Here is a 26,251-nt window from a genome sequence, read left to right on the forward strand (position 1 = left end):
GGCCGTGCCGTGCTCAGCCGGCCAGCCGGGCCAGCTCCTCGTCGACGATCGACGGGTCGAGCTTGCGGAACACCGGCTTCGGCGCGGCCAGCGGCCGCCCCGACTCCAGCGGCACCGACTCCCAGCGCGCGCCGACCGTGTAGTCCCCGGTCAGCACCGGGTACGCCGGCCCGCCGTCCAGGTCGTCGACCTGCTCGATGACCGGCATCGGCGCGTGCACGCCGGTGCCGCCGAGCAGCTCGTGCACCTGCTGCGCGGAGTGCGGCAGGAACGGGGTGAGCAGCGTGTTGGCGTCGCTGACCACCTGGAGGGCGACGTGCAGGATGGTGCCCATCCGGGGCTTGTCCGCCTCGTCCTTGAGCTTCCACGGCGCCTGCTCGGAGAGGTATCGGTTGGCCTCGGCGACCACCCTCATGGCCTCACCGATCGCCTGCTTCTGCCGGTGCCGGCCGATCAGGTCGCCGACCGTGGTGAAGCCGGCCCGGGCCACCGCGAGCAGCGCCTCGTCGGCCTCGGTGAGCCCGGCCGCGTCGACCGACGGGATGGCGCCGAAGTTCTTCGCCGCCATCGAGACGGACCGGTTGACCAGGTTGCCCCAGCCGGCGACCAGTTCGTCGTTGTTGCGGCGGAGGAACTCGGCCCAGGTGAAGTCGGTGTCGTTGCTCTCCGGGCCTGCGGCGGCGATGAAGTAGCGCAGCGCGTCGGCGTCGTAGCGCTCCAGGAAGTCCCGGACGTAGATGACCACCTTGCGGGACGAGGAGAACTTCCGGCCCTCCATGGTCAGGTACTCGCTGGAGACCACCTCGGTGGGCAGGTTGAGCCGGCCCAACTCGCCCGGCTCACCGTCGCGGGAGCCCTCACCGGAGTAGCCGGAGAGCAGCGCCGGCCAGATCACCGAGTGGAAGACGATGTTGTCCTTGCCCATGAAGTAGTACGACCGGGCGTCCTTGCCCTCGCCGTCGGTGGACCACCACCGGCGCCAGGCCTCCGGGTCGCCCGAGCGGCGGGCCCACTCGATCGAGGCGGACAGGTAGCCGATCACGGCGTCGAACCAGACGTAGATCCGCTTGTCCGGCCGGTCCCGCCAGCCGTCCAGCGGGATCGGTACGCCCCACTCCAGGTCCCGGGTGATCGCCCGGGGCTGGAGGTCGTCGAGCAGGTTGCGGGAGAACCGCAGCACGTTGGGCCGCCACCCCTCCCGGGTGTCCAGCCACTGCCGCAGCACGTCGGCCAGGGCGGGCAGGTCCAGGAAGAAGTGCTCGGTCTCGACGAACTTCGGGGTCTCCCCGTTGATCCGCGACTTCGGGTTGATCAGGTCGATCGGGTCGAGCTGGTTGCCGCAGTTGTCGCACTGGTCGCCACGGGCGCTGTCGTACCCGCAGATCGGGCAGGTGCCCTCGATGTACCGGTCGGGCAGGGTGCGCCCGGTGGACGGGGAGATCGCGCCCATGGTGGTCTTCGGCAGGATGTAGCCGTTGCGGTACATCCCCTCGAACAACTCCTGCACCACCGCGTAGTGGTTGCGGGTGGTGGTGCGGGTGAACAGGTCGTAGGTGAGCCCGAGACCGTGCAGGTCCTCCACGATCACCCGGTTGTACCGGTCGGCCAGCTCGCGCGGGGTCACCCCGTCGGCGTCGGCCTGCACCTGGATCGGGGTGCCGTGCTCGTCGGTGCCCGAGACCATGAGCACGTCGTGGCCGGCCATCCGCATGTACCGGGCGAAGACGTCAGAGGGAACGCCGAAACCGGAGACGTGGCCGATGTGGCGGGGGCCGTTGGCGTACGGCCAGGCCACTGCCGCGAGAACGTGACTCATGAGCAGCAAGCCTAGTGACCCGTCCGGTGCGACCGCGAACCAATAGGGGGTGCCGGGGCGGCGGACCATGCCGACCACCCCGTCCATTGGTCCGATTTGTCGCCGACACGCGGCTGAGCTGCCCGATCCTCCTCGTGGACCGGTGTGCAATGAACGACGTGACTGGCAGACGAGCGGCCCGGAATCACGACGACCGTCCCACCGGTCCCGCGGTCGACGACGACCCGAGCCCCGGACCTGGCGGGTCGCGGGGCGGGTCGGTCGCGCCCCAACCCCGGCCGGTGCCCGGGGAAGACGCGAACCGTGCCCCGGACGACGCCACTCCCCGACCAGCCGTCGCCCCACGACCTGGCCCCAACCCCCGACCGGGCGCCGCGCCGGCACCCGGCTCCGCCCCCGCCGCCGATCGGCCGGGCCGGCAGCGGCCCACGCCGGCAGGGCGGCCGGCCACGCCGAGGCGGGACGACGCGGCGGGGCTCGCCGCCACCCCGGCCCGTCCGGCGCCGGCCGCGCCGGCACCCACCCCGGCCCGTCCCGCTCCGGCGGCACCGGCACCCAGCCCGGCCCGCCCCACCCCGTCGGGCTCGACGGACGGCTCACCGTCCGGCGGTGGGGAGCCCGCCGCAGGGGTCGTCGAAGTGGAGCCGACCACCGGGGCGCCGGTGGACGCGGTGCCACGCCGGGTGCCGGTCCGGCAGCTGAGCCGCTGGCACCGGGGCGCCCGCCGGACCGACGACGGCGCCGTCTGGGCGCCGATCGAACAGGTGCACTGGGACGGCACCCCCGTCCGGGAGGACCCCGCGCCGGAACGGGACCGCGGCTCCGGCGCGGCGTGGCGCCGGGCGGGGGCCCGTACCGCCCCACCGCCGGACCCGCTGCCCGGGCTCGCCGCGCTGGTGCTGCTGAGCCTGGTCACGGCCTTCTTCGCCTGGGTCAGCGCCGGCCCGTTCTGGCTCGCGGTCGGTCATGCCCGGGTCGGCACGGTGGTGATCGACAAGTGCACCGGCGGCGAGCTCACCCAGCGTTGCCGGGGGATCTTCATGGCCGACGACGGGCGGTTCCTGGCACACGGGGTACGGGTCACCGGGGTGCCCGCCGGGAGGAACGCTCCGGGGACGGCTCTGCCAGCGAGGATGGCCGGCCCGGACGGCGGCACCGCGTACGCCGACACCGGCATGGGCCGGCACCTGCGCTGGGTGCCCGGCCTGTTGGTGATCCTCGCCTGCGCGGCCGGCATCACCCGGTGGACCGGGTCGACCCGGCTGGCCGGCCGGCGGAACCGCCGCTGGGCGGTGAGCGCCGCGATCGCCGGCCCGGCCCTGATCACCCTCGGCTTCCTGGCCGCCGCCTGGTGAACACGCCTCGGGGCCGGCGCGGCGGGAGTGGGGGTCAGCTGTGCACGATCGTGTAGACGTCGCGGCGGCGCAGCGCGTACTCGGTGGCGACCTCGGTGATGGCGTCGCGGCGGGACCGGCCGGCCGCCTCCCGCTCGGCGACGGCCGCGCGCAGGGTGTCGTCGTCGGGCCGTTCCGGGGCCGTCACCGGCGCCCCGGCCACGACGAGGGTGATCTCCCCGCGCGGATCCCCCTCGGCGGCCCACCGGGCCAGCTCGCCGAGCGGGCGACGGAGCACCTCCTCGTAGGTCTTCGTGAGCTCGCGGCAGACCGCGGCCGGCCGGTCCGCGCCGAACGTCTCGGCCAGGTCGGTGAGCGCCGCGCCGATCCGGTGCGGCGCCTCGAAGAAGACGAGGGTGCGCTCCTCGGCGGCGAGGGCGCGCAGCCGCGACCGGCGGGCCCCGGGGGTACGGGGCAGGAACCCCTCGAAGCAGAACCGGTCGACGGGCAGCCCGGAGACGGCCAACGCCGTGGTCACCGCGCTCGGCCCGGGGGCGACGCTGACCGGGGCCCCGGCGTCCAGTGCGGCCCGGACCAGTCGGTAGCCGGGGTCGGAGACGCTCGGCATTCCGCCGTCGGTCACCAGCGCCACCACGTACCCGCCGAGGATGACCTCGACCAGCTCGGGGGTCCGCCGCTCCTCGTTGCCCTCGAAGTAGGAGACGATCCGACCGCCGACGGTGATGTCGAGGTCGCGGGCCAGCCGGGTGAGCCGCCGGGTGTCCTCGGCGGCCACCACGTCGGCGCTGGTCAGCACCTCCCGGAACCGAGCCGAGGCGTCGGCGGGGTTGCCGAGCGGGGCACCGAGCAGGATCAGGCGCCCAGCTTCGGACATTTCACCCACGGGATCGTCTCCTTCATTGACAGCGGATACCGGTATCGGGGACGACGGGCGCCACAGGACACGTTGGCAGCCTACGATCGCCGGGTGACGAGTGCGTCGACAGCGCAGAGCCGGAGCGCCGACCCGGCAAAGACGGTCGAAGTGACCGCAGGCGAGCACCGCCCCGACCAGACAGCAGCGGCGCCCAGCGTCGCCGGGACCGGGGTGACCGGCGTGGTCCGGCGTGGGTTCACCACCGTCGATACCCGACTGGACCGGTTCTCGTGGCTGGCCACCGCCGTGGTGGTGGCCATCGCGGCGATCCTGCGCTTCGTCGGCCTGTCCGGGCCGAAGGGCAAGATCTTCGACGAGACGTACTACGCCAAGGACGCCTACGGGCTGATCAGCCGCGGCGTCGAGTGGAACTACAAGGACAACGCCCCGTCGTACGTGGTGCACCCGCCGCTGGGCAAGTGGCTGATCGGCCTCGGCGAGTGGGCCTTCGGCTACCAGGACGCCGAGTCGAAGGTCTCCGTCCCCGGGCACCTGTTCACCACCGCGCCGGAGTTCGGCTGGCGGTTCTCGGCGGCCGTGGTCGGCACCCTGTCGGTGCTGCTGCTGGTCCGCATCGGCCGGCGGATGTTCCGTTCGACCGTGCTGGGCTGCGCGGCCGGCCTGCTGCTCGCCCTGGACGGCTTCCATCTGGTGCTGTCCCGCGCGGCGCTGCTCGACATCTTCCTGCTCTTCTTCGTGCTGGCCGCGTTCGGCGCGCTGGTGCTTGACCGGGACGCCCGCCGTCGGCGCTGGGCGCGGGCCCTGGACGACGGGCTCGACCCGACCCAGCGGGGCCGCGCCGGCCGACCGCCGACCGGCTGGCGCACCTGGCCGTGGTGGCGGCTCGCCGCCGGGGTGCTGCTCGGCTGCGCCTGCGCGGTGAAGTGGAGCGCGCTGTACTTCGTCCCGGTCTTCGCGCTGCTGGTGCTTTTCTGGGAGGTCGGCGTCCGCCGCTCGGCAGGGGTCCGTCGGCCCTGGCGGGACACCCTGCTCGACGAGCTGCCCTGGCTGGTGCTGGCCGGCGTGCTCATGGTGGGCACCTACATCGCCACCTGGTCGGGCTGGCTGCTCAGCGACGACGGCTACTACCGGCTCGCGTCGTCCTACCCGAACGCCCCGCTCAGTGACACCCCGCTGATCGGCCCGCTGATCAACCTCTTCGAGTACCACCGCGCGGCGTACGGCTTCCACACTGGGCTGGACGACCCGCACAAGTACCAGTCGTGGCCGTGGCAGTGGCTGCTGCTCGGCCGTCCGGTCGCGTTCCACTACTCCGGCGACGGCGCCTGCGGCGCGCCGAGCTGCGCCTCCGAGATCCTGCTGCTCGGCACCCCGCTGCTCTGGTGGTCGTTCCTGCCCGCCCTGGTGGCGCTGACCTGGCTGGGCGTGGCCCGCCGGGACTGGCGGGCCGGCGCGATCCTGCTCAGCGTGGCGGCGGGCCTGCTGCCCTGGTTCGTGTTCGCTCTCGATGGCCGGACGATGTTCTCGTTCTACACCGCTCCGGCGCTGCCCTTCATGGTCCTGGCCGTGGTGTACGTGCTGGGCGCGCTGATCGCCCCGGCCGGGGGTGACGTCGGTGCGGTGGCCCCGCTGGTGCCCGGTGACCCGGGCTACGAACGCCGGCTGGTGGGCAGCATCGCGGCCGGGGCGTACGTGCTGCTGGTGGCGCTCTGCTTCGCGTACTTCTATCCGATCTTCGTGGGCAAGGTGATTCCGTACTCGGACTGGCTGTCCCGGATGTGGCTGGACGGTCGCTGGATATAAGCATCGAAAGGCGACGCGCAGCGCAGCGCGACGAAAACGGGCCCGCACGCTTCAAGCGTGCGGGCCCGTTTCGACAAAGACGCGCGCCCCGATCGCCTGCCACGGGGGAAGCGGGCGATTGGGGCGCGCATGAAGAGCTTAACCACCGCGCACCACCGGCACAACGGGTCGACTTAGGTCAGATTTCCGACGGATGCCGGCCGGGCCGACACCTCCCCTCCAGGCGTTGACCGAGGGTGACCCGGCGTGGACCCAGAGCCAAGAACGGGCTGGTCCGAGGCCGTCGCCGACCCGTTTCGAGACCGCCATCGAGCGACCCGGGGCGCTAGGCTCGCCGGGACCGGGCGCCGCGATCGTGACGAGGGCGGGGGATGCCATGCAGTTGCTGGACCGGGTCCGGGTGATCTGCCTGGCCCTGCCCGAGGTGACCGAGCGGCCCAGCCACGGGTCGCCCACCTGGTTCGTCCGGGACAAGAGCGTCTTCGTGACCCTGCACGCCGATGGGCACCACCACAACGACTTTCCCCACCTGTGGTGCGCCGCCCCTCCGGGAGCCCAGGCCGAGCTGACCGCCGCCGATTCGGCCCGGTTCTTCCGACCGCCCTATGTGGGCGGTCGGGGCTGGCTCGGCGTACGGCTCGACGGCGCGGTCGACTGGACCGAGATCGACGAGTTGTGCCGCGATGCCTACCGGGAGATCGCGCCGAAGCGGCTGGTCACGCTGCTTGACGCCGCTCCCGACGAGCCGGCCTGACCCCACCCGCCACACCCCACCGCTCTCGCCCACCGCCGGTCCGGCACCTGGACCATCGCCAATCCGCCACCCAAATGATCATCCAAAGTGGATCTCACTACACTGCGGCCCGTGATCAACTTCAGACGATCGGCGGCCGTCCTCCTCGGACTGCTGGCGACCACCGCACTGACCGGGCCGGCCCCGGCGGCGGCCGACGACCAGGAGCCGGTGGCCGAGCCGCCCCGGGTCGAGCTGGTGCTCGACGTCAGCGGCTCGATGCGGGCCGCGGACATCGACGGGCGCAGCCGGATCTCGGTCGCCCAGCAGGCGTTCAACGAGGTGGTGGACGCGCTTCCGGCGGAGACCCAGCTCGGCATCCGGGTGCTCGGCGCGACCTACCGGGGCAAGGACAAGAAGGTCGGCTGCCAGGACACCCAGCAGATCGTGCCGGTCGGGCCGGTCGACCGGGCCCGGGCCAAGGCGGCGGTGGCGACGCTGCGACCGACCGGGTTCACGCCCGTCGGCCTCGCGCTGCGCACCGCCGCGCAGGACCTGGGCACCGGGGCCACCACCCGGAGGATCGTGCTGATCACCGACGGAGAGGACACCTGCGCCCCGCCGGACCCGTGCGAGGTGGCTCGGGAGCTGGCCGCCCAGGGCACCAGCCTGGTGGTCGACACGCTCGGTCTGGCCCCCGACGAGAAGGTCCGCAAGCAACTGCTCTGCATCGCCGGTGCGACCGGTGGCACCTACACGGCGGCGCAGAGCGCCGAGGAGCTGACCGACCGCATCAAGCAGCTCGTCGAGCGGGCCGGCGACACGCACACCCTGGCCCCGACCGTGGTCGGCGGCACGAACGCCTGCGACTCCGCCCCGCTGCTGGCCCCCGGCGTGTACGCCGACCGGGAGTCGTTCTCCGAGCACCGGTACTACCGGGTGCCGGTGCGTCCCGGGCAGGAGCTGCGCGCGTCGGTGAGCATGGCGCTGGACCGGCCGGTGAACCGGGACTACGGGGTGCTGCTGCGGGCCACCGCGGCGGACGGCCGGGAACTGGTCCGTGGCGCGGACGCCGGCAGCGGGCGCGCCGACGTGCTCTCCGCCGGGCTGCGCTGGTCGGCCAGCGCCGACGACGAGGACTCCACCGAGGCCGAGGCAACCCCGACGGCGATCGAGCCCACCACCGTCTGCCTGGTGGTGAGCAACTCCTTCGCCCCGCGCCCCGGCACCTCGGCGACCCCCGGCATGCCGGTGGAGCTGACCATCGACGTGGTCGCCGCCGCACCCGCGCCCGACGGGCCGGACCTCGGTCGGGGCTGGATGCTGCTCGCCCTGCTCACCGTGGCCGGCCTGCTCACCGGCCTGCTCGCCGGGCTGCTCACCCGCTGGTGGGTCGCCACCTGGAGGGAGAACTGATGCGTACCGCACTGTTCCGGTCGCTGGCGGCGCTGGTCGCCGCCGGAGGGTCCGCGCTGCTGCCCGCGGCGGCCGTGGCCGCCCCCACCCCCTCTCCGGGAGCCACACCGGTCACCCGGGCCGGCACGTCGTTCCTCACCGCCACGCCGATCACCGCCGGGCAACCGGTGCGGGTGGACGCCTCGGTCGGCGACCACCTCTACTGGTCGTTCCCGGCGACGGCCGGGCAGGTGCACGAGATCAGCGCCACCGTCACCTTCCCGAAGGCGCGCAGCGGAGCCTCCACCTGGACCGTCGACGTCTTCGACGGGTTGCGCCGCCGCCAGGCGTGCACCGCCGGGGCGCAAACGCCGACGGTGGACGCGCAGGCGTCGAGCGTGGCGCTGGGCTGCACCCTGCGTGAGGTGCGGCCCTGGGCGGAGCCATGGTCGGCCGACCCGCTGCCCGGCACGTACGTCATCCGGCTCTCCGTGGTGGACCTGCCGGAACCGGACCTGGGCGCGCCGATCGACGTGGACCTGCTGGTCGGCACGGTCGCCGACCGGGGCGCCTCGGCCGACGACGGCGAACTGGCCGCGCCGCTGGTGCCGAACACCAAGGCGGGCACGGTGCTCAACGCCGTACCGGCGGCGGACCCGGAGGCCGACGACGAGGGTGACTCACCGGCGGACTGGCTCCCGGATCTCGGCTCGCGCTGGGTCTGGACCGGCATCGGCGGCGTGCTCGCCGCGGTGGCCGGAGTGGTCGGCTTCGCCCTGACCCGCAGGCCCGTACGCCGCTGAGATCGTCCGGCCCCGGTGGCCGCCGCCGAGCGGCGGCCACCGGGCGGCCTCAGCCGCGCTGCGAACCGCGCGGCAGCCAGCCGATGAACCGATTCTGGAGCGACATCACCGGGGTGGCGCGCAGGTCCTCCGTGGCGGCGGCGAGACAGGAGCCGAGGTAGACGCTGAGCATCGCCCGGTCACCCCCGTACTCCGCCAGCAGCCGACTGCGCTTCGTCGCGCACGGCCACTCATCGCCGCAGGAGCCGCAGCTCCAGCCGGGGGTTGTCGGGGCGTGCTCGTCAGCCCGCGCCCCCGGCCGTTCCGCACCATGGGTCATCGCACGTCCTCTCCAGATGTCCGCGGGACTGCCTGTTGCCGTGCCCCCGCCAGCGGCTGATGGTCCTCACCCCCGGTGTTGTCCGGGGAGCGCTGTGCGTACCTCCGGTGTTACATCTTTGCGGTACGTTGTCCCCTCGTGACAGTCGGAAAGTTGACGGTTGACCGCATGCCCTGGCAGCACGTCCATTCCTACCGACGGGTAAGCGGTCATGCGTGACCTGCTGCCAGCAACGGTCGCGGTGGCCGTCGCCGGCCCGGACGACTGGGCCGGGGACCTGCTCGCCGCCGAGCAGGCATGTCTCGGTGAGCGGGCGGTGCAGACCCGTCGGCGGGACTTCACCGCCGGGCGGGTGTGCGCCCGCCGGGCGATGACCGGCCTCGGCCTCCCGCCGGCGGCCGTGCCCGCCGCCGCCGACCGAGCTCCGGTCTGGCCGGCCGGGATCGTCGGAGCCATCACCCACACCACCGGCTACTGCGCCGCCGCGGCGGCGCGCAGCACGGATATCCGGTCCGTCGGAATGGACGCCGAGCAGCACCGCGAGGTCAATGCGGGAGTACGCCGACTCGTGCTGCTGCCCGAGGAGGAGGAGAGCTGCGCCCGGCTGCCCGGCGGCATCTCCTGGCCGGTGGTGCTGTTCAGCGCCAAGGAAACCGTCTACAAGGTCTGGTACCCGATCGTCGGGAGCTGGCTGGACTTCCACGACGCCCGGCTGGACCTGGACCCGGACGCCGGTACGTTCACCGCCCGGATCGCTCCGGCGCGAGTGGACGCGGCGGCGGTCGCCGACCCGCCGGCCACCGTCACCGGCAGGTTCGTGGTCGCCGACGGGCTGGTCCGCACCGCCGCCATCCTCCCGCTCCGCTGACTCCCGGGTGCCACACGTCCATCCGTCGGGCATCCCGGCCCGGCACCGTCCATGGTGGTCGGTCGGCTGCTCTGCCGCCCATCCGACGGCAGCGTGGGACGGGGTCCGGAGCGGCGACCGGGCGGTACGCGACACACGGTAGCGTCGGCGAGTTCCCGAACCGCACGTACCGAAGTGTCTAGGAGTACGGTGACCCACCCCCAGCCCCCCGTCGGGCCGCAGGACCCTCAGCAGCCGAGCCCGGAGCCGCCGACCCAGCGGTTCCCGGCGACATCGCAGCCGCAGTCCGCCGCCGACCCGACGGTCCCGCAGGCACCCGTGCCGGCCAACCCGTGGTCGGCGGCGGCGAACGCGCCGCAGCCGCCGGTGTCCGGGATGCCGGTGTCCGGGGTGTCGCAGCCGGGCGTACCGGATCAGTGGGCGCCACCGACCGTGCCGCAGCCCCCGTACGCCAACGCGCCGCAACCCCCGTACGCCGCCGCGCCGCAGCCGCCCTATGCCAGCGCGCCCTACCCGGCCTCGCCCGACCAGCCCTGGCCGCAGCCACCGTTCTCGGGCGGCGCGTACCCGGCGGCTGGCGGCGGCGCGTACCCGCCGCCCGGCGGCCCGGGCCATCCGCTCACCATGCCGCCGCCCGCGCCGGCGAAGAAGTCCAAGAAGACCGTGGTGATCGTCGCGGTGACCGCGGCCGTGCTCACCCTGCTGTGCTGCGCCGGCGGCATCGTGGCCGTGGTCATCGGCGCGAACCGGGCCGCCAACGAGGTGACCGAGGCGCTGCCCACCCCCGGCGTGACCCGGGGCGTCGGGCAGTCGCCGAGAACCGCCCCCTCGTCGAACCCGCCCTCGACCGACGACGACACCCGGAACATGTCGGCCGGGGAAACCCTGGTCATCGATGGCGACGACGGCACCGTCGAGGTCACCGTGACGAAGTTCAGCACTGCCACCAAGCCCTGCGCGTCCTACGGACTCAAGCCCGACAACGGCATGTACGTGATCGCCGATGTAACCGTGACGGTCACCAAGGGCACCGGTTCGGCGAACCCGCTCTACTTCCAGTGGGTCGCCGCCGACGGCACCGAGACCAATGCGATCGCCGGCATCTTCTCCGGCTGCGGCAAGTCCATGTCGGCGGGCAACGGCCTGGCCGCCGGCACCAAGCGCACCGGCACGGTGGTGTTCGACGTGTCGGGCACCAACGGCGTGCTGGAGTACCAGCACGAGTTCGAGACCGCCGGTTCCTGGAGGCCGTAACGCCTGCGGCGGGGCCGGCCCAATGACCGGCCCCGCTACCGGTGCGGCTGCGGAGCTGAGCAGTCCGGCGGCGCGTACCCGGTCTCCCCTGCCAACCGCGCCGCCCGGCCGTCCAGCCGCAGTGCCTCGACGGCGTCTCCGGACTGCTCGGCGACACGGGCGAGGACGCGGGACACCCGGATCTCGATCGGCCGGTATCCGGAGCGGGCGGCCAGGGTCAACGCGGCCCGGCCGTGCCGCCCGGCGGCCTCCGGGTCGCCCCCGGCCAACTCGGCGGCGGCGAGGCCGGTCAGGGTCGTCGCCTCGCACCAGCAGAACCTCGTACGCCGTGCCAGTTCGAGCGCTCGGGCATGCTGCTCGGCCGCCTCGCCCGCGTGCCCCAGCGCCAGCAGCACCCGCCCCAGTGCGTCCGCCGCCCATGCCTCGGTTCCCGCGTCGCCGATCTCCCGGGTCAGGGCCACCGCCCGCTCGGCGTCAGCACGGGCCAACTCCGCTCGATCCGTGCCGCACCAGAGCACTGCCCGGCCGGCCAGAGCGGTCGCCTCGCCGTAGCGGTAGCCGAGGTCCTGATTGGCGGTGAGCGCCCGGGCGTAGAGATCATCGGCGCCGCGCTGGTCTCCCCGATCCCGGCGCACGTTGGCCAGGTCGACCAGGAGCACGGCCACGTTGTAGTGCGCGCCGGCCCGCTCACCGCGTTCCAGGGCGGCCCGGAAGTGGGCGTCCGCCTCCGCGAACGCGCCGAGCTGCCAGTGTGAAAACCCGAGGTTGGCCAGGGACATCGCCTCCCCGCCGTCGTTGCCCGATCGGCGGCTGAGCGCCAACGAGAGGCGGGCACAGTCGATCGCCGCCTGCGGGTCGCCGAGTCGCTGGTGTACCGCGCTGAGGTTGTTGAGGATTCCGGTTCGTCCCTCCTCCCAGCAGTCCGCGTCAGTGCACCGCAGCCCGTCGAGCAGATGGTCGCGAGCCTCCTCGTACCGGCCGCTGTTGACCTGCACGAGCGCGATGCTCTGGTGCATCGCGGCCTGGGCGCGGGCGTCGCCCTCGGCCTGGGCCGCGGCTAGCGCCACCGTGGCCGCGGTCAGCCATTCCTCCCGCCGACCCCGCTGGTGGAAGTAGGCGCGCAGCGCGTCGGTGAGGTGCCAGGCGTACCGGCGGGGACCGCGCCGGGCAGCCTGCTCCACCGCCGCGGTGAGGTTCGCCGACTCGGCATCCAGCCAGGCCAGGGCCGCGTCGTTGTCCGGGAAGGGATCCACGGCCACCGGTCGCGGCAGCCGCACGAAGTGCGGGATGATCCGGCGGCCCGCGGCGTCCGCCGTGTCCAGGTAGTGGTCGAGCAGCCGCCGTAGGGCCTCCTCCTGGGCGGCCTCGTCCTCCTCCCCGATGACCCGGTCCATGGCGTAGCGACGCAACAGGTCGTGGAAGCGGTAGCGCTCCCCCGGCTGCCGCTCCAGCAGGTGCGCGGCGGCCAACGCACGCAGCCGCTGGGTGGCGGTGGCCACCGGCACGCCGGCGACCGCGCCCGCCGGGCCGGCGGTGACGCTCGGCCCGGGTACCAGAGCGAGGCGGCGGAACAGCTCCCGCTGCGGCTCCGGCAACACCCGGTAAGACAGGGCGAACGCCTTCGTGACCGCGCCCTCCTCGGCGCCGTCGACGGTGAGCCCAGCCAACGGGTCCCCGTCGGTCAGCTCACGGACCAGACCGGCGATATCCGGTTTTCCCGCCGCCTGAACATTGGCAGCGGCAATGCGAAGTGCCAGCGGCAGGTGACCGCAGAGCCGGGCCAGCTCGGCTGCCGCAGTCGCATCGGTCTGCACGGCCGCCTCACCCAGCAGCGTCGCCAGCAGGCGTACCGACTCCACCGGGGTGAGCACGTCCAGCGGGAGCGGTCGGGCGTCGGCTCGGACCACCAGCTCGCCGAGGCGGTGCCGGCTGGTGACCAGTACGGTGCCGCAGGACGGGATCAGCGGCAGCACCTGGTCGGCGTGGCGGGCATTGTCCAGCACCAGCAGCACGTCCCGGCCGTCCAGCAACGAGCGGAGCAGTGCCGCTCGGCTGTCCAACCCGTCCGGCACCGCCCTCGGGTCGACCCCGAGCGCTGTCAGCAGGTGGGTGAGCGCCGTTTCCGGCGGCACCGGATCTCGGTCGGCGTCGAAGCCCCGCAGGTCCAGGTGGAGCTGCCCGTCCGGAAACGCCGCGCGGACCCGTTGCGCCCAGTGCACCGCGAGGGCGGTCTTGCCCACCCCGGCGGTGCCGCTGATCACCCAGACCCGGGTGCCGGCGGCTGGCTCGGCCAACCCGGCGTCGAGCCGGGCCAACTCGGCGTCCCGGCCGGTGAGGGTCGTGCTGCTGTGCGGCAGCCCGGCGGGGCGGACCGGCACGGAACCGGCTCCTCCGAGCGGTACGGCGACGTCAACGGGCGGCCCCAGCGTCGGGTCGGCGCGCAGGATCCGTTCCTCAAGGCGGCGCAGTGCCGGGGCCGGGTCGAGGCCGAACTCGTCGGCGAGGCGATCGCGTACCTGTCGGTAGGTGGTCAGCGCCCGGTCGGCGCGACCCTCCCGGTACAGGGCGAGCATGAGCTGACCGACCAGCCGCTGGCGGCCGGGTTGCCGGACCACCGCGTCGGTCAACTCGTCGGCGACCTGCCGGGAACGCCCCCGCCGCAGCAGCACCTCGGCCCGCTCCTCCACTGCCGCCCAGCGGGCCTCGCGCAGGCCGGCGCACAGCCGGTGCCGCACCTGCTCGTCGGCCACGCCGGCGAGCGGCTCCCCCCGCCACAGAGCCAGCGCCTGATCGAACAGATCCACGGCGACGTCGTCGCCGGCCGTCCGGGCCTGCGCGATCAGTGCGGTGAACTGGTGCGCGTCGACCGCCAGTGGGTCGACCCGGAGCAGGTAGCCGGGCTCGCGGCCGATCAGCTCCACCGGCGCCCCCGCCCGCCGCAACGCGGTGCGCAGCCGCGAGACCAGCGCCTGCACGGTGCCCCGGGCACTGCGTGGCGGCGCCTGACCCCACACCAGGTCGATCAGTCGGTCTACCGCCACCACTCGGTCCGGCTCCAGCAGCAGCACCGCGAGAACGAGTCGGGGCTGGCGCCCACCGAGGTCGACCCGGACACCGTGCGTCCACGCCTCAACCGAGCCCAACACACGGAACTCCATCGACCCACCTCCCCGTCGGCGAGTATGACGGTCTGCAATGGACTGTCTGCAAGCCGGTTGCAAGCTGCCTGCATACATGGCTGTGGATCGTGACTCCCATCCCGACCCGGCGGTCCTGTGGCCGTCCGGTTGGGACGCGCGGTCGACACCGGCCGCACGTCACCTCGGAGAGGGAGAACGGCGAGTGGAGAAACTCAGGCGGCCCGGCCTACGCCGGCTGGGCCTGGCGGCGGCGGGCGCGGTCGCGGTGACCGCGCTCGTGGCGGCCGCAGGTATCGGTCGGGCCGACCCCGGCGTGCGCTACGACGCGCAACCCGAGTCGCTGGCCTTCGGCAAGGAGATGTACGACTTCCAGACCGTCGAGCAGATGACGGCCACCTCACACCTGGTGGTCTACGGCACGGTCACCTCGGTGGAGCCCGGCCGGCTCGCCAGCACGGACGAGGACCCGGCAGCGGTTGGCGGTGACGTTCGGCTGCGAACGGTGACGATCAGCCGGTCCGACATCCTGCACAACCCAAAGGGGTTGATCATCCCGGCGTCCATCACGCTCGAGGAGGAGGGCTGGGACGAGGAGGGCCGCGGCTACGTCTCCAACAACGTGGCGTGGAGTGAGGTGGGCGACACCGGCTACTTCTTCCTGCGCCGCGCCGCCGGCGTCAGCGACCCGTACACCTACCAGCTCGCCAGCTCCGACGGGCGGGCGCTGGTGGTCGACGGCGCGCTCCGGCCCAGCAACGTGGAGACCGAGCTCGCCACGTCAATCACCACGATGGGGCCGTCGTTCCTGAACAACACGGTCGTCGCGGCGAGCGGGCAGGTCGCCGCAGGCACGTTGACCGAGTCGGTGCCGACCGCGGAGCTGCCGCTGCCTCCCGAGGAGAGTGGGGAATGAAGCGTACGACGATGGTCCTGGGTGCCACGCTGATCGCCGTGGTGGCGTTCGCGCCACCGGCCGTGGCCGGACACGGAGGCAAGGCCAACAGCGGCAAGCCGGACAACAAGGAACAGGCGGTGGAGTCGAACTCGTTGACCACCGCCGGCAAGGCGGCGGTCTCGCACGGGCGGGCGCAGCTCGACCGTTCGCAGATCAACACCTCGACCGGCGGCGGGGACATCCACGTCTACGACAAGTCGTACTCCAACTCCTGGTACGGCCAGACGCGCTGCACCGACACCAACTGGTGGAACGGGCTGTGCGACCAATACGACGTCAAGTTCAACACGCGGACGATGAGCGGCAAGTCCACGGCCTCCTGGCAGAGCCTCGGCTGCCACGAGCTCGGGCACACCGGCTCGCTGGGCCACCGCTCGAAAGCCGCCGACACGGACAACAACTCCTGCATGCGCAGCGATATCTGGCCCAGGAACTTCGACACCCATGACATCAACGCGATCAATGACAACGTCTAAGGGTCGCCTGCTGTTCTCCGGTGGGGCGGTGGCCGCGGTGGCCGCCGTCGCACTGGGCGGCTGGTGGCTGTCCCGGCCAGAGCTGCCCTCGGACTGGTCAGGTCGGAGCCAGTTCTGCGCCGAGGCGCAGAACTTCGCCCTGGCCAACCAGGGCGAAATCACCGGTGATCAACGGGTTGAGGCGATGACCGGCCTGATCCGCTCCGCACCACGGGAGCTGACCCCGGACCTGGAACGGCTCGCCGGTGCACTGGGGGGTCACCACGAGCCTGCCACCGCGCACGACCACGGCACGACCGGGTCGAACCCGGAGACAGCCGAGCACGACGGGGGCACGGCTGCCCACGAGCACGACGCGGGTACGACTGCGCACGAGCACGAACACGCGCCCGCCGCGGACGCCTCCCCGCCGGACACGGCGGCTGTGCAGGCGAGCGGACGCCGCGCGGGTGAGTTCATCGAACGCACCTGCGGGGTCAATCTGCCCAACATCCGCACCTGACCGACGGGCATCGCCGGGGGCGGCGTAAGACGGTTCACGCGCCACGGGGGGCGGCCGGCCCGGACCACGCGTCCGGGTCGGTCGGGCCGCCGACCGGCGGGTACGCCGCCAGCTCCAGATCGTCCCGAACGGGATCGATCAGTACGTCGCGCACGACCGGCCGGAAGAGCGCCACGGTCTCGGCGATGAACCGAAGCCGGCCAACGCCGAGCACACGTAGTGCCGAGCCGTGGCCGTACCCGACCACACAGGCTGCGCCGAGCAGCAGGACCCACCAGCCGACTGCCACCGCTGCCCGCGCCGGTCGTCCGACCGCGGCGAATCCCACGCGAAGACGTTGGGTGTGAAACGGCACGTGCGACTGCTCGTCAGCCAGGATCCGGCCACCAACATCCGTCAGCAGCGGGTCAGCGGTGCCGTCGCGTACCGCTCGGTAGTAGCGCAACGCCACCACCTCAGCAACCATCAGCGTCATCAGCTCCAGCCGCAGGCCCAGTGCGCGCCGCAGCGCCACGAACACGCGGTCGCTCCAGTGTCCGTCGATGATCGACGCGCCCGTACTGACCAGCAGATGCTTGAGGAGCCGGGCGTGGTTCTGCTCCTCGGCGACGAACATCCGGACGGCCACCAGATAGTCCGGGTCGCCGGCACGTTCGCTCTTGCCGATGAGGTTCGCGCCGTCGCCATCTTCGCCGGCCTGAAATCTCTGCAGGCTCCGAATCAGGGCTCTGTCCAGCGGGCGCCCCGCATCCCACGGTGGTTCCGATTCAAGCCGGCGCCGTTCGGCATTGGCCTCAAAAATGCGTACCCATTCCTGGAAACTCATGTCGCCCGCCCCGTTTTCCTTGCGCTGTCTCACAACGCTAGGTGGATGGCTTCCGGGGCGACAACGGTCAGCAATCGACCTCCACGGGATCTGCACGTCCCGATCACATCTCGTCCTGCTCCGAGACTGTTACCGCAGGCCTACCGCGCCCACGCCTCCCGCCCGGTGGTGACCGGCCGGCCGGTGCGTACCGATTCTTCGATGGCGAGGCTGATCAGGTGGTCCTGGCACGCCTCGGCCAGGGAATACGGCGCCGGGCCCTCCTCCCGCGCCCAAGCGCCGGCGCGAGCCATGATGTCGGCCACGGCGATGTCGTCGTCGGACATTCCGCTGCCGACGAACGGATTGCGGTAGACCACGCCGCCCTCGAAGCTGATGTGCTTCAGGTCGAGCCCTTCCAGGTTCAGGTCGATGCCGGTCTGCCGCCGCACCAGGGACGACTCGACCGGCGTGGTCGGGTCGACCAGCCGGACGACCCGATCGTCCACCAACTCACCGAGCGAACCCCGCACGACCAACCGGCGGGTGCGCAACGGGTTCCACCACTGGTTGTCGGTGAAGTCGTACAGCCCCATCCGCCCGCCGAAGTCGATGGTCGCGAGGGTGGTGGTGAGCTGCTGCGGGGTGGCGTCGCCGCTCCAGCCGGCGGGCGACAGCGGGTTGGCCAGCGGCGCGACGAAGGCCCGCGCGCTGACCTCGGCGGCGTCGTACCCGACGCCGAGCAGGCCACGGATCAGCGAGACCGCGTGGTACAGGTGCGTCGAGGAGATCTGCACGGAGGTCGGCTCGCCGAGCAGCCCGGCGCGGACCAGCTCCAGGCGGGCCGCGTGCCCGGGCATCAGCAGGTACTGCTCGGCGACCTGCACCAGACCGCTGTCCCCGACGTCGGACCAGAGCGACCGCAGCCCCGCCAGGTCGGGCGCGGGCGGCGTCTCGGCGAGCACCGGCACACCAGCGGCGACCAGCTCGCGGGTCGCGGCGGGCGTCACCGACCAGGGCACCGACACGATGACGAAGTCCGGCCGCTCGTGGGCGAGCAGCTCGGCCGTCGTGCGGAAGGTCCGCACGCCCCACTCGGCCGTCACGGCGTCACCGCGCGTTTCGGTACGCGTGACCACCCCGGTCGCGCGGAACCGCTCCGGCAGCAGCCGAGCAAGACGTAGGAAGAACTCGCCCCGCCAGCCGCTGCCGACCATGCCGAACCGAGTCTGGGCGGTGGAATTCATGTGGACTCCTCACGTCGAGTCCGGATGCTAACCGGCCTACCGCGTCCTCCCTCGCTACGGTTGCTCGGGATCCCGCAGAAGGAGGTCAATGATGGCTGTCGGGCAGCTTGGCGCAGAACCTGGGACGACGGTGGTCGAGGTATCCGAGCCGCGACCTCCGCTCGACTACTACCTGCTCCTGACGAAGCCGGGCGACCGCGATCCGATCGGTGAGGTGGAGGGAATCGTGGTCGAGGAGTTCACCCGTCACCACGATTTCTCGGCGGCGGGGCTGGACAGCGCGGGCTGGACGCCTTCGGGTGACGGCTGGTGGAGTTCCGCTTCTTTCAGCCGCGGCATGCGCACCGATCCGGCCTTGCTGGCGAGGGTTGTTCCCACCTCTCGCAGCACTGCCGAAGATGTCCACCGCAAGCTGGGTGGCGGGCAACTACCTGTCGAAGCAGTGCTGCGTACCTACTTCCGCGACCACCAACCGTTCCCGAACGTTCCGCCGCTGCGACTCGGTCCCGCGCAGCCACCCACCGGACTCCACGAACGGCGCGTCTTCCGCGTCCTCTTCGCCAAGGATCTCCGGGAGGAGCAGGTGGCGAACCTCAGGGCGGTCTGGCAGCCGACGGTCGACGACGCTGCTCCTGCACCGGGATCAGTCGTCGCCGGTGCCCTGGACAAGGACGGCGACCGGTTCACCTGGGACGTGCGCAGAGTCGGTCGAGGGCTTGCCTGGTCCCTCGACCTCACTGTCCTGTTGAAATCCAACGCCTCGCAGGCGCTGGGATCGACCCTGTACGACTTGACGAACGTGCTGCGACAGCACGGCTTGATACCCGTGACGACCGAGCGGTTCTCCTGAACGCGAGTCTCGACAACGCCGACGGGCCGCAGGAGTAGGCGGTATCAAGTCGATGGTTCGGCACCGGACGATCGCGCTACGGTTCGCCGATGAGCATCCTGCCCGGTGCGACGAGACAGTCGTTCGCAGGTCGCGATCTTCGGCACCGCACCCTTGACAGGCACTCTTTCAAGTTGTGCGACTTTCGCGGCGTCGACCTACGGGGCGCCTCCCTCCGAGGTGCCAGTTTTGCTGGCTGCGATCTTCGGGATGCCGACCTGCGTGACACGGATCTGTCCTACGCGAGGTTCAGCGACGTTCGGACTCACGATCCGGAGTACGGGCGCACGGATGTCAGTGGAGCCCGGTGGGACGGGGCCAACCTTCGAGGCGTCCGCACCGAACGCGTCATCGGGTGGCCAGGCGACCTCTGAGGGGCGGAAGCGCTGCCGTCGATGTGGGTGACCGGCCTCAGCCATAGGCGTACTCGTCCACGTCAAGCTCTGCTCGCGTCAGTCGAAGAAACTCCAACACCCGGGCATCAAGGTGCCAGCCCAGCAACTGGTGCTGACCGGGAAGCTTCTCCAAGCCTTCGACCGGGGTGGTCAGGTCTTCTTCCTCGCCGTCCGGATGCTCGAACACCCGGACGACCTGCAGCATGCTTCCGCCCGGCCCTCCGTCAAGGCTCTCCAACTCGGCGGCGAGCTCCCCGAGACGTTCCGCGTGCGCGAACAACCGATCAAGGATCTGGCTGATCTGGTCGTCGACCGTCAACCCCGGCCTGCGACACACGACCTTCCACCGGTGGCTGGCGGGCCTCGCAGGGTTGGCGTGACGACTGCCGCGAACGCTGATCTCGTCCGGCTCGATACCGAGCCTGGCCGTGATCTCGGCGGCCGAAACCCGGTGCGAACTCAGCGCGAAGTACGCGTACTGGGAGATCATCACCGCCGGACCCTATCCACACATGCACCGGCTTCGGTCCCCCCGGATTACACCGGGCGTGGGCCGCGATAGGGCAGGGTGGCGCTGTAGACCACGTTGGTGGTGGTGCTGCCGAACGAGGCGAGTGCGTTGACGACCTGTTCGAGGTGCGCCATCGACGTCGCGGCCACCTTCAGCACGTAACAATCGTCTCCGGTGGTACGCAGGCACTCCAGAATCTCCGGCCGTCGCTCCAGCAGTTCGCGCAGTGGTTCGTGCCGGCTGCCGGGGTACTTCAGCCGCACCACCGCGAGTACGGCGAAGCCCGCCTTGGGCAGATCCACCTCGGCGCGGTAACCGCTGATCACACCGGTCGCCTCCAGCCGTCTCACCCGTTCGGTGGTGGCCGACGCGCTCAGCTTGACCCGGCGGCTGAGCTCGGTGATCGGCAGGCGGCCGTCGTCCTGCAACTCGATCAGGATGGACCAATCGACAGCATCAAGATTCTCGGCCATCAGACCAATCTACCGACGGATTCACGGCAAAATCCAGCAAGGGCAGGGAACACGGTGTTCACAAGCCAGAGCCACGCTGGCTAGCCTCAGAGCTGTGCAAATTGGCGTGAACGTACCGAACTTTGCCCCGGGCACCGACCCTGAGGTGCTGCGACAGTGGGCGCAGACGGTCGAGGGCCTCGGCTTCGACCTGCTGATGGTCTCCGACCACATCGCGGTGACCCCGGACGTGGCCGAGCAGTATCCTGCGCCGTTCTACGAGCCGTTCACCACACTGTCCTGGCTGGCTGGGGTGACCCGCCGGGTCCGGCTGGGCACCACCGTGCTCATCGTCCCGTACCGGCACCCGCTGCTCACCGCCCGGATGGCGGCGAATCTCAACCGGCTCAGCGGCGGCCGGCTCGTCCTCGGGGTCGGCGTCGGCTGGGCCCGGCAGGAGTTCGAGGCGCTCGGCGTACCGTTCCGGCGGCGCGGCGCGCTGACCGACGAGTACCTGCTCGCCATGCGTGACGCCTGGCGCAACACCGACGACTATGACACGGAAGCGATCCCGATCTGGGTCGGCGGCAACAGCGACGCCGGCATGCGTCGCGCGGTACAACTCGGAGACGCGTGGCACCCGCTGCGGATCACGCCTGGATGGTTGGCGGAGGCGGCCGGGCGGCTCAAGGCCATCGCCGACGAACTGGGTCGGCCGGCGCCCCCGTTGATGCCGCGCATCGCACTCCGGGAAACCCGTGAACCGGTCACCGCCCCAGACCGGCTCGCCGGTGTCGGCACCATCGAGCAGATCATCGCCGACATCGATCAGATCCGTCTGCTCGGCGCGGAGACGGTGGTGCTCGACCCGTTCAACGGCGACCTGACCGAAATCCGCCAGCCCGAACGCGCCTGGCGGACACTCGCGGCCGTGGCCGCACACCACAAATCCCAGGAGGACCGATGACCCCCGACGACGAGAAGTTTCTCCGCCGTGCCGTGGAAATCGCCGACCAGGCCGGGGCGTCCGGCGAACGGCCGTTCGGCTCGTTGCTCGTCGGTGCGGACGGCACGGTCCTGATCGAGGACCACAACACCGTGGTCTCCGACTCGGACATCACGGCCCACCCGGAACTGAAGCTGGCCCGCTGGGCCGCCCGGGAACTCGCCCCCGACGTGGCGGCCGGCACCACCATGTTCACCAGTTGCCAGCCCTGCCCGATGTGCGCGACCGCGATCGATCGGTCCGGCCTGGGCCGGGTGGTGTACGCCCTGTCCACCGAACAGTTCGAGGCTGTCAAACCGGCGACCCCGCCGCTGCCCCCGGTGCGGTACGAAGGGCCGGCGCTGTTCGACGAGGCGCGCCAGCCGATCGAGAACCACTACTAGTCGTCACAGCGTCGATCACTTGTCCGCCGTACTCGACGAGGGTTTCAGCCTCCGGATCGCCACCGGGATGATGGTCGTGCTCGTCGGGGTACGGCCTGACCCGCAGACGCAAACGGTCTCCGCCGGCACCGGTGCCGGCGGAGACCCCGCCGCGCTGGCCGCGCCGAGAGCCTGACCCGCCCCTGCCTCCGGTAAGCACGAGCCCCGCCGCCACGCATCGCCGGGCCGCGCCAAGTCTCACAAATCCCGACGCATGCACACCCGCGGCCACCGGTCCAGTCCATGCGCCGCTTCCCGCCGCCGGATCGCACGGAGCCCTGGCGTCCACTGGCTCTCATCCAGGACCCGGAAGCCACATCGCAGGTAGTAAGGCCCGTTCCACGGCACCTCGGCAAACGTGGTCAAGGTCAGCGCCAACACGCCACCGGCCAGCGCACGATCCGCAGCATGCTCCAGCAGCGCCCGGCCCACTCCCCGGCGCGCATGATCCGGATGTACCGACACCTGCTCGACGTGGAGGTTCCCGTCGACGTGATCGGTGATCAAATACGCCACCGGACGATCGGCCCGATCGACCGCCACCCAGCCCCGACCAGCCCGCTGATACCCCGACAGCACCCCCACCGGCAGCGGCTCGTCGTCGGCGATCTCCGGCATGCCGACATCGCGGAAGCACTGTCCGGCTGCACGCTCGATGTCCCGCAGAACCTCAAGTTCATCTACGCCGACCACCCGGATTCTCATCACGCGGTCAGCAGGCCGACGCCGAGGCTGATCACACCCGCAGCTAGGGAGAGCGCGCCGATCCACAGCACCCAGACGAACCTGTTGGGTCCGGTGATGTTCCTGCCGGCGGAAGAGGCGAAGAACCCGGCGGGCATCAGGATCGCGGCGACGGGCAATCCCAACCGGGCGATCCACAGCAGGACGCCGGTAAGGCTCGTGGCGTCCACATAGAGCAGTCCGACCAGGCTCAGGATCACCAGTACGCCGGCATGGCCGTGCCCGGCGCGCGCGAAGGACTTCTGAAAGTCGGTCATCGGCGCAGCGCCCTGGGCGATCCGGGTCATGAACCAGCCGCCGAACTGGATGGTGACGATGGTGAGTAGAACCACCCCGGCGATCACGCGGGATTCGGTACTGAGAGCCATGGTCTGCACGGCGAACTCCTTCAGATCAGCTTGACGAGGGGCTATCGGGCAACGGTCGCTGATCTTGCGACGCCGGAGCGCGGCAAGCGCAGGACGCGTCGGGCCACGGTGCTGTCGGCCGATCGGGCCACCCAGACAGCGATGACGACGTAGAGGACCTGCTGTGGGATTCGCAGCCACAGCGGAGTCGGCTCATCCCCGTTGAACGGCACATCGGCGACGGCGGCGTAGACGTTCGCCGGAAGCAGCAGCACGTAGAGCGCGGCAAGGCTGATCCCGGCCGCCCAGCGAGTCGCGGTCAACACCAGGCCCACGGCGCCCAGCAGCTCCAGCACGCCGGTCAGGTAGACCATCGCATCGGCGAACGGCACGACTGGCGGCACCATCCGGACCAGATCGGCGTGATTCGGCATCACGGTGACGCTCGGCGGAACGAAATGCGCGACCGCGGTGACGACGAGCATGACCGCCATCGCGTGTGCCGCGCTGGCCGCCCAGGTGGCGAACCGGCGCACACCGAGCGCACCCAGTAGGCGGGAGCCCAGCAAGGCGATCACCAGAATCACTTCGAGCATGATCTTCTCTTTCAACGGATAGTGAAGCTATCTGTTTATAGATACTGGTACTATCCATCATGGGAGAGACGGAGTCAAGGATGCGCATCGCGGAGCTGAGTCGGCGGTCAGGGGTTGCGGTACCGACGATCAAGTACTACCTACGGGAGAGCCTCCTGCCGCCCGGCGAGCTGACCAGCCCCAACCAGGCCAGCTACGACGAGCATCACCTGAATCGACTTCGCCTGATCCGAGCCATGATCGACCTGGCCCAGGTTCCGGTAGCCAGAGTCAGAGCCGTGCTGGAGGCGCTCGATTCCGACACCCTGTCCCTGCACGAGCGGATCGGGGTGGCGCATCGGGCCGTCACCCCGAGTCGGCAGCTGGCCGTAGGCGACAGCGCGCGCACGACCGCCGCCATGCAGGTGCAAGAACTCCTCCAACGGCGAGGCTGGGCTGTCGAGCCGGATTCACCTGCGATCGCCACCCTGGTCGAAACCATCTCCGTTCTGCGGTCGCTCGGCCAGGATCACCTGATCAGCTTCCTGGACTCCTACGCCGAGGCGGTTGAGCGGTTCGCCGAACTGGAGGTCGCTGCGGTCGCCTCCCGGACCGAGCCCGATCAGATCGCCGAGAGCGTGGTGATCGGAACCATCCTCGGCGAGACCCTCGTCGCGTCGCTGCGACTGTTGGCCCAGGAGAGCATCTCGTCCCGGCGCCTTGGCTAGTCAGCGGGAGGAATATCCCGGTCCTCGTGTACCGCTCGCCGTCGTCGCCGTGTCCCGCAACCACCACGCTCCCCGACGATCGGTCGGGGCTGTGGATCATCCTGGTTGTCTGCCCGTCCGGCGAGGACAATTGTTCTTGCTGCTGAGACTCGGAAGCCCCGGTTTGGTCGGTCGCCGCGTCAGCGACCGTCGCGCGGGTGCTGCGGCGGCTCTAGAACGTCCGATGGTGGTGGTGGCTTCTTCGGGCCGAACCCGCGCCGCACCGCCCAGAACGCGATGCCCGCCACGATGACGACGACCAAGAAGAAGCATGCTATGCCCCCGGTGATGCCCATATCGCAAAATTATCGTGTTGCGCACAGCGGGGGACTCTGTTTCGAGGACCTACCTGACTACTCAGGCGGCCCGGGCTTCGTCGTCTGGCGCGCCGTCGGCGAGCTGCAACCGACGCGCTGGAGGGCCGAAGGCCAGAGGCGCGGCGGCGGGCCATCGGCCCGGCCCAGGTTCGGCGGCGCGTGCGGCCCGGACGCGGGCCGCCAGCACGCACTCGGCGCGGCGGGTGCGGGTCCGGCCCGTAGCAGCGGGTGAAGGGGACAAATGGCTTGCACAGGCGTCGGCTGGGAGTTTGACTGCTCGCCATGCCTTTCCCCTCACCGATCTTCGTTGCGGGTACGGGTCGTTCGGGAACGTCACGGATCGCCGACATCATCGGCGAACATCCGCTGATCCATCGGATTCCCATGGAGACCCGGTTTCTCATCGACCCGGGTGGCCTGCGGGACCTGGCCGATGCGCTCACCGATCGATACGACCCCACCGTCGGTGAGGACGCCCTGCACCGGCTGAGCGACTTCCTCACCGTACGAGTGCCCGGCCGGCGCGACGATCGCGGCAAAACCGTTCCCGAGCTGGTCGGCGAGCGGCGCTACCGGGACGCGGTGCAACAGCTTTGGCCGCAGTTGATCGCGTACACATACGACGAACCTGCGCCCGCGGAAGGCTTCGGCAACGCCGACCGGCCTGCCGGGCCGTTCGAGCCGCTGAGCCGCCGGCGGGTACTTCCCAGGTATTTCAGCGACCGGGGCGAACTGCTCGGAATCTTGCGGGGCCTGATCGACACCATGTTCGGCGGAGCAGCCGCCGACGCGGGCAAGCCGACCTGGTGCGAGAAGACACCGTTCAACCTGCTGTGCATGGAGTTCCTCTGGGAACTGGTCCCCGAAGCGACCATCGTGCACATCAAGCGTCACCCGGTCTCAGTGCTCGCATCCCACCTGGCCCAGCCATGGGCACCGCCCACCGTCGACGGCGCGCTCGCATACCTCAAGCCGGTCTACCACCGATGGCTCACCTGGAAGAACACGGTCGACCTGACGGGCAGGCGATACATCGAGGTGAAAGCAGAAGATCTCGCAGCCGACTGGCCCGGGCAGCGCCGCGCCCTGTTCGAACGGCTCGACGTCGACGACTTCGCCACCCCTTCAACGTTTCGGTCGCACAAGCTGACGAACCGCAACGACCAATTCGACGACGAAACCCGCGAGTTCATCGAAGAAGCGCTCGGCAAGGTCATCCCGGCCATGGGATATGAGTGACGGCTCTGGCTCTCTCCACCTTGACGACGCCGCGTCGCGCCCCTCGAACGCCCGGTAAACGCTGCTTCAGCCGAACCGCATCGCAGACCACTCGTTCCTAACCTTTCCGGCCGTCTTTTGAGCCCGCGCTTGTGGGCGGGTGCACGCTTCTGCCGCTGTCCGCGCGTCCCTGGACCGTCGCCCGTCCGTGTAACGCGGGTCGCTCGATCCAGTCCACGGCAGCCCGTCCGCGGTCAGCG

The 26,251-nt window shown here is 71.0% G+C and carries 28 protein-coding genes; 17 read left to right on the forward strand and 11 right to left on the reverse strand.

All coding sequences use genetic code 11. The annotated features are described in order from the left end of the window. Window positions 1–13: 13 nt before the first annotated feature. Entirely contained in the window at window positions 14–1,816 is a 1,803-nt protein-coding gene (gene metG, locus ACFY29_RS11500; protein ID WP_386985269.1) for a methionine--tRNA ligase, read from the reverse strand. A gap of 281 nt (window positions 1,817–2,097) precedes the next feature. On the opposite strand from metG, the gene ACFY29_RS11505 reads away from it, so the two are divergent. Next, entirely contained in the window at window positions 2,098–3,171 is a 1,074-nt protein-coding gene (locus tag ACFY29_RS11505; protein WP_386985271.1) for a hypothetical protein, read from the forward strand. Window positions 3,172–3,205: 34 nt separating this feature from the next. Here ACFY29_RS11505 and rsmI read toward each other — a convergent pair whose 3' ends face one another. Further along, window positions 3,206–4,045: a 16S rRNA (cytidine(1402)-2'-O)-methyltransferase gene (rsmI, locus tag ACFY29_RS11510; protein ID WP_386985272.1), complete on the reverse strand. Its 840-nt coding sequence runs from the start codon at window positions 4,043–4,045 to the stop codon at window positions 3,206–3,208. Between the two features lie 93 nt (window positions 4,046–4,138). Here rsmI and ACFY29_RS11515 point away from each other — a divergent pair, with 93 nt between their 5' ends. The 4 genes from ACFY29_RS11515 (at window position 4,139) to ACFY29_RS11530 (ending at window position 8,782) form a co-directional block, all read left to right on the forward strand. After that, window positions 4,139–5,851: a dolichyl-phosphate-mannose--protein mannosyltransferase gene (locus tag ACFY29_RS11515; RefSeq protein WP_386985273.1), complete on the forward strand. Its 1,713-nt coding sequence runs from the start codon at window positions 4,139–4,141 to the stop codon at window positions 5,849–5,851. Between the two features lie 376 nt (window positions 5,852–6,227). After that, window positions 6,228–6,605 carry an MmcQ/YjbR family DNA-binding protein gene (locus ACFY29_RS11520; RefSeq protein ID WP_386985275.1) on the forward strand — a complete coding sequence of 126 codons (378 nt, stop codon included), beginning with the start codon at window positions 6,228–6,230 and terminating at the stop codon, window positions 6,603–6,605. Between the two features lie 111 nt (window positions 6,606–6,716). Then, on the forward strand, window positions 6,717–8,000 hold the full coding sequence (locus tag ACFY29_RS11525) for a VWA domain-containing protein (RefSeq protein ID WP_386985277.1): 1,284 nt from the start codon (window positions 6,717–6,719) through the stop codon (window positions 7,998–8,000). Further along, window positions 8,000–8,782, forward strand: a complete 783-nt coding sequence (locus ACFY29_RS11530; RefSeq protein ID WP_386985279.1) for a peptidase — start codon at window positions 8,000–8,002, stop codon at window positions 8,780–8,782. Before ACFY29_RS11525 ends, ACFY29_RS11530 begins: the two co-directional genes overlap by 1 nt. A gap of 49 nt (window positions 8,783–8,831) precedes the next feature. Here ACFY29_RS11530 and ACFY29_RS11535 read toward each other — a convergent pair whose 3' ends face one another. After that, window positions 8,832–9,101 (reverse strand): hypothetical protein, encoded by a 270-nt coding sequence (locus ACFY29_RS11535; protein ID WP_386985281.1) that lies wholly within the window; start codon window positions 9,099–9,101, stop codon window positions 8,832–8,834. Window positions 9,102–9,312: 211 nt separating this feature from the next. On the opposite strand from ACFY29_RS11535, the gene ACFY29_RS11540 reads away from it, so the two are divergent. Next, on the forward strand, window positions 9,313–9,969 hold the full coding sequence (locus tag ACFY29_RS11540; RefSeq protein ID WP_386985282.1) for a 4'-phosphopantetheinyl transferase: 657 nt from the start codon (window positions 9,313–9,315) through the stop codon (window positions 9,967–9,969). Between the two features lie 189 nt (window positions 9,970–10,158). Further along, complete coding sequence (locus ACFY29_RS11545; protein ID WP_386985284.1) at window positions 10,159–11,223, forward strand: hypothetical protein; 1,065 nt, start codon at window positions 10,159–10,161, stop codon at window positions 11,221–11,223. A 35-nt stretch (window positions 11,224–11,258) separates the two neighbouring features. Here ACFY29_RS11545 and ACFY29_RS11550 read toward each other — a convergent pair whose 3' ends face one another. Beyond that, window positions 11,259–14,381, reverse strand: coding sequence for a BTAD domain-containing putative transcriptional regulator (locus tag ACFY29_RS11550; protein ID WP_386985286.1), 3,123 nt, complete (start codon window positions 14,379–14,381; stop codon window positions 11,259–11,261). Window positions 14,382–14,565: 184 nt separating this feature from the next. On the opposite strand from ACFY29_RS11550, the gene ACFY29_RS11555 reads away from it, so the two are divergent. Genes ACFY29_RS11555 through ACFY29_RS11565 form a run of 3 tightly spaced genes read left to right on the forward strand, consistent with a single transcriptional unit; the run spans window position 14,566 to window position 16,296 of the window. Then, entirely contained in the window at window positions 14,566–15,276 is a 711-nt protein-coding gene (locus ACFY29_RS11555; protein WP_328423300.1) for a hypothetical protein, read from the forward strand. Beyond that, window positions 15,273–15,794, forward strand: coding sequence for a hypothetical protein (locus ACFY29_RS11560; RefSeq protein ID WP_386985287.1), 522 nt, complete (start codon window positions 15,273–15,275; stop codon window positions 15,792–15,794). Before ACFY29_RS11555 ends, ACFY29_RS11560 begins: the two co-directional genes overlap by 4 nt. Beyond that, the gene (locus ACFY29_RS11565; protein ID WP_386985289.1) at window positions 15,781–16,296 is read left to right on the forward strand and encodes a hypothetical protein; all 516 of its coding nucleotides are present in this window, start codon (window positions 15,781–15,783) and stop codon (window positions 16,294–16,296) included. Before ACFY29_RS11560 ends, ACFY29_RS11565 begins: the two co-directional genes overlap by 14 nt. Window positions 16,297–16,330: 34 nt before the next feature. On the opposite strand, the gene ACFY29_RS11570 is transcribed toward ACFY29_RS11565, so the two are convergent. Next, window positions 16,331–17,155 (reverse strand): ferritin-like domain-containing protein, encoded by an 825-nt coding sequence (locus ACFY29_RS11570; protein ID WP_386985290.1) that lies wholly within the window; start codon window positions 17,153–17,155, stop codon window positions 16,331–16,333. Between the two features lie 107 nt (window positions 17,156–17,262). Then, on the reverse strand, window positions 17,263–18,348 hold the full coding sequence (locus ACFY29_RS11575) for a Gfo/Idh/MocA family protein (RefSeq protein ID WP_386985292.1): 1,086 nt from the start codon (window positions 18,346–18,348) through the stop codon (window positions 17,263–17,265). Between the two features lie 91 nt (window positions 18,349–18,439). On the opposite strand from ACFY29_RS11575, the gene ACFY29_RS11580 reads away from it, so the two are divergent. Both ACFY29_RS11580 and ACFY29_RS11585 read left to right on the forward strand, forming a co-directional pair. Next, window positions 18,440–19,198 (forward strand): hypothetical protein, encoded by a 759-nt coding sequence (locus tag ACFY29_RS11580; protein WP_386985293.1) that lies wholly within the window; start codon window positions 18,440–18,442, stop codon window positions 19,196–19,198. Window positions 19,199–19,287: 89 nt separating this feature from the next. After that, a complete protein-coding gene (locus ACFY29_RS11585) occupies window positions 19,288–19,611 on the forward strand; it encodes a pentapeptide repeat-containing protein (protein ID WP_386985295.1) in 324 nt (107 codons plus the stop codon). A 37-nt stretch (window positions 19,612–19,648) separates the two neighbouring features. On the opposite strand, the gene ACFY29_RS11590 is transcribed toward ACFY29_RS11585, so the two are convergent. Together ACFY29_RS11590 and ACFY29_RS11595 are read right to left on the reverse strand one after the other, a co-directional pair. Beyond that, window positions 19,649–20,122: a DUF4279 domain-containing protein gene (locus tag ACFY29_RS11590; RefSeq protein ID WP_386986668.1), complete on the reverse strand. Its 474-nt coding sequence runs from the start codon at window positions 20,120–20,122 to the stop codon at window positions 19,649–19,651. A gap of 47 nt (window positions 20,123–20,169) precedes the next feature. After that, window positions 20,170–20,616 (reverse strand): Lrp/AsnC family transcriptional regulator, encoded by a 447-nt coding sequence (locus ACFY29_RS11595; RefSeq protein WP_386985297.1) that lies wholly within the window; start codon window positions 20,614–20,616, stop codon window positions 20,170–20,172. A gap of 94 nt (window positions 20,617–20,710) precedes the next feature. Between ACFY29_RS11595 and ACFY29_RS11600 the strand changes: the two genes are divergently transcribed. From ACFY29_RS11600 to ACFY29_RS11610, 3 genes are read left to right on the forward strand one after another with little or no spacing between them, the layout of a single operon-like run. After that, window positions 20,711–21,562 carry a TIGR03619 family F420-dependent LLM class oxidoreductase gene (locus tag ACFY29_RS11600; protein WP_328423286.1) on the forward strand — a complete coding sequence of 284 codons (852 nt, stop codon included), beginning with the start codon at window positions 20,711–20,713 and terminating at the stop codon, window positions 21,560–21,562. Beyond that, complete coding sequence (locus ACFY29_RS11605) at window positions 21,559–21,984, forward strand: nucleoside deaminase (RefSeq protein ID WP_355602311.1); 426 nt, start codon at window positions 21,559–21,561, stop codon at window positions 21,982–21,984. Before ACFY29_RS11600 ends, ACFY29_RS11605 begins: the two co-directional genes overlap by 4 nt. 19 nt (window positions 21,985–22,003) lie before the next feature. Next, complete coding sequence (locus tag ACFY29_RS11610) at window positions 22,004–22,159, forward strand: hypothetical protein (protein ID WP_386985298.1); 156 nt, start codon at window positions 22,004–22,006, stop codon at window positions 22,157–22,159. Between the two features lie 62 nt (window positions 22,160–22,221). On the opposite strand, the gene ACFY29_RS11615 is transcribed toward ACFY29_RS11610, so the two are convergent. The 3 genes from ACFY29_RS11615 to ACFY29_RS11625 are packed head-to-tail and all read right to left on the reverse strand — an operon-like array spanning window position 22,222 to window position 23,710. Further along, window positions 22,222–22,728 carry a GNAT family N-acetyltransferase gene (locus tag ACFY29_RS11615; RefSeq protein ID WP_386986671.1) on the reverse strand — a complete coding sequence of 169 codons (507 nt, stop codon included), beginning with the start codon at window positions 22,726–22,728 and terminating at the stop codon, window positions 22,222–22,224. Beyond that, a complete protein-coding gene (locus tag ACFY29_RS11620; protein ID WP_328426275.1) occupies window positions 22,728–23,135 on the reverse strand; it encodes a hypothetical protein in 408 nt (135 codons plus the stop codon). Before ACFY29_RS11620 ends, ACFY29_RS11615 begins: the two co-directional genes overlap by 1 nt. A gap of 41 nt (window positions 23,136–23,176) precedes the next feature. Further along, window positions 23,177–23,710, reverse strand: a complete 534-nt coding sequence (locus ACFY29_RS11625; RefSeq protein ID WP_328423280.1) for a hypothetical protein — start codon at window positions 23,708–23,710, stop codon at window positions 23,177–23,179. Window positions 23,711–23,790: 80 nt separating this feature from the next. Here ACFY29_RS11625 and ACFY29_RS11630 point away from each other — a divergent pair, with 80 nt between their 5' ends. Beyond that, window positions 23,791–24,417, forward strand: coding sequence for a MerR family transcriptional regulator (locus ACFY29_RS11630; RefSeq protein WP_386985300.1), 627 nt, complete (start codon window positions 23,791–23,793; stop codon window positions 24,415–24,417). Window positions 24,418–25,055: 638 nt separating this feature from the next. Continuing rightward, window positions 25,056–26,012 (forward strand): sulfotransferase family protein, encoded by a 957-nt coding sequence (locus ACFY29_RS11635; RefSeq protein WP_386985302.1) that lies wholly within the window; start codon window positions 25,056–25,058, stop codon window positions 26,010–26,012. The last annotated feature ends 239 nt before the right edge of the window (window positions 26,013–26,251 follow it).

The sequence above is a fragment of the Micromonospora sp. NPDC000668 genome (assembly GCF_042897975.1).
In the GTDB taxonomy this organism is placed as follows: Bacteria; Actinomycetota; Actinomycetes; order Mycobacteriales; family Micromonosporaceae; genus Micromonospora.

Coding starts and splice junctions, on each gene's coding strand:
- metG (WP_386985269.1), bottom strand. CDS start 1,816: ATGAGTCACGTTCTCGCGGCAGTGGCCTGGCCGTACGCCAACGGCCCC.
- rsmI (WP_386985272.1), bottom strand. CDS start 4,045: ATGTCCGAAGCTGGGCGCCTGATCCTGCTCGGTGCCCCGCTCGGCAAC.
- ACFY29_RS11520 (WP_386985275.1), top strand. CDS start 6,228: ATGCAGTTGCTGGACCGGGTCCGGGTGATCTGCCTGGCCCTGCCCGAG.
- ACFY29_RS11530 (WP_386985279.1), top strand. CDS start 8,000: ATGCGTACCGCACTGTTCCGGTCGCTGGCGGCGCTGGTCGCCGCCGGA.
- ACFY29_RS11535 (WP_386985281.1), bottom strand. CDS start 9,101: ATGACCCATGGTGCGGAACGGCCGGGGGCGCGGGCTGACGAGCACGCC.
- ACFY29_RS11540 (WP_386985282.1), top strand. CDS start 9,313: ATGCGTGACCTGCTGCCAGCAACGGTCGCGGTGGCCGTCGCCGGCCCG.
- ACFY29_RS11550 (WP_386985286.1), bottom strand. CDS start 14,381: ATGGAGTTCCGTGTGTTGGGCTCGGTTGAGGCGTGGACGCACGGTGTC.
- ACFY29_RS11560 (WP_386985287.1), top strand. CDS start 15,273: ATGAAGCGTACGACGATGGTCCTGGGTGCCACGCTGATCGCCGTGGTG.
- ACFY29_RS11565 (WP_386985289.1), top strand. CDS start 15,781: ATGACAACGTCTAAGGGTCGCCTGCTGTTCTCCGGTGGGGCGGTGGCC.
- ACFY29_RS11575 (WP_386985292.1), bottom strand. CDS start 18,348: ATGAATTCCACCGCCCAGACTCGGTTCGGCATGGTCGGCAGCGGCTGG.
- ACFY29_RS11580 (WP_386985293.1), top strand. CDS start 18,440: ATGGCTGTCGGGCAGCTTGGCGCAGAACCTGGGACGACGGTGGTCGAG.
- ACFY29_RS11585 (WP_386985295.1), top strand. CDS start 19,288: ATGAGCATCCTGCCCGGTGCGACGAGACAGTCGTTCGCAGGTCGCGAT.
- ACFY29_RS11590 (WP_386986668.1), bottom strand. CDS start 20,122: ATGATCTCCCAGTACGCGTACTTCGCGCTGAGTTCGCACCGGGTTTCG.
- ACFY29_RS11595 (WP_386985297.1), bottom strand. CDS start 20,616: ATGGCCGAGAATCTTGATGCTGTCGATTGGTCCATCCTGATCGAGTTG.
- ACFY29_RS11605 (WP_355602311.1), top strand. CDS start 21,559: ATGACCCCCGACGACGAGAAGTTTCTCCGCCGTGCCGTGGAAATCGCC.
- ACFY29_RS11615 (WP_386986671.1), bottom strand. CDS start 22,728: ATGAGAATCCGGGTGGTCGGCGTAGATGAACTTGAGGTTCTGCGGGAC.
- ACFY29_RS11620 (WP_328426275.1), bottom strand. CDS start 23,135: ATGGCTCTCAGTACCGAATCCCGCGTGATCGCCGGGGTGGTTCTACTC.
- ACFY29_RS11625 (WP_328423280.1), bottom strand. CDS start 23,710: ATGCTCGAAGTGATTCTGGTGATCGCCTTGCTGGGCTCCCGCCTACTG.
- ACFY29_RS11630 (WP_386985300.1), top strand. CDS start 23,791: ATGCGCATCGCGGAGCTGAGTCGGCGGTCAGGGGTTGCGGTACCGACG.
- ACFY29_RS11635 (WP_386985302.1), top strand. CDS start 25,056: ATGCCTTTCCCCTCACCGATCTTCGTTGCGGGTACGGGTCGTTCGGGA.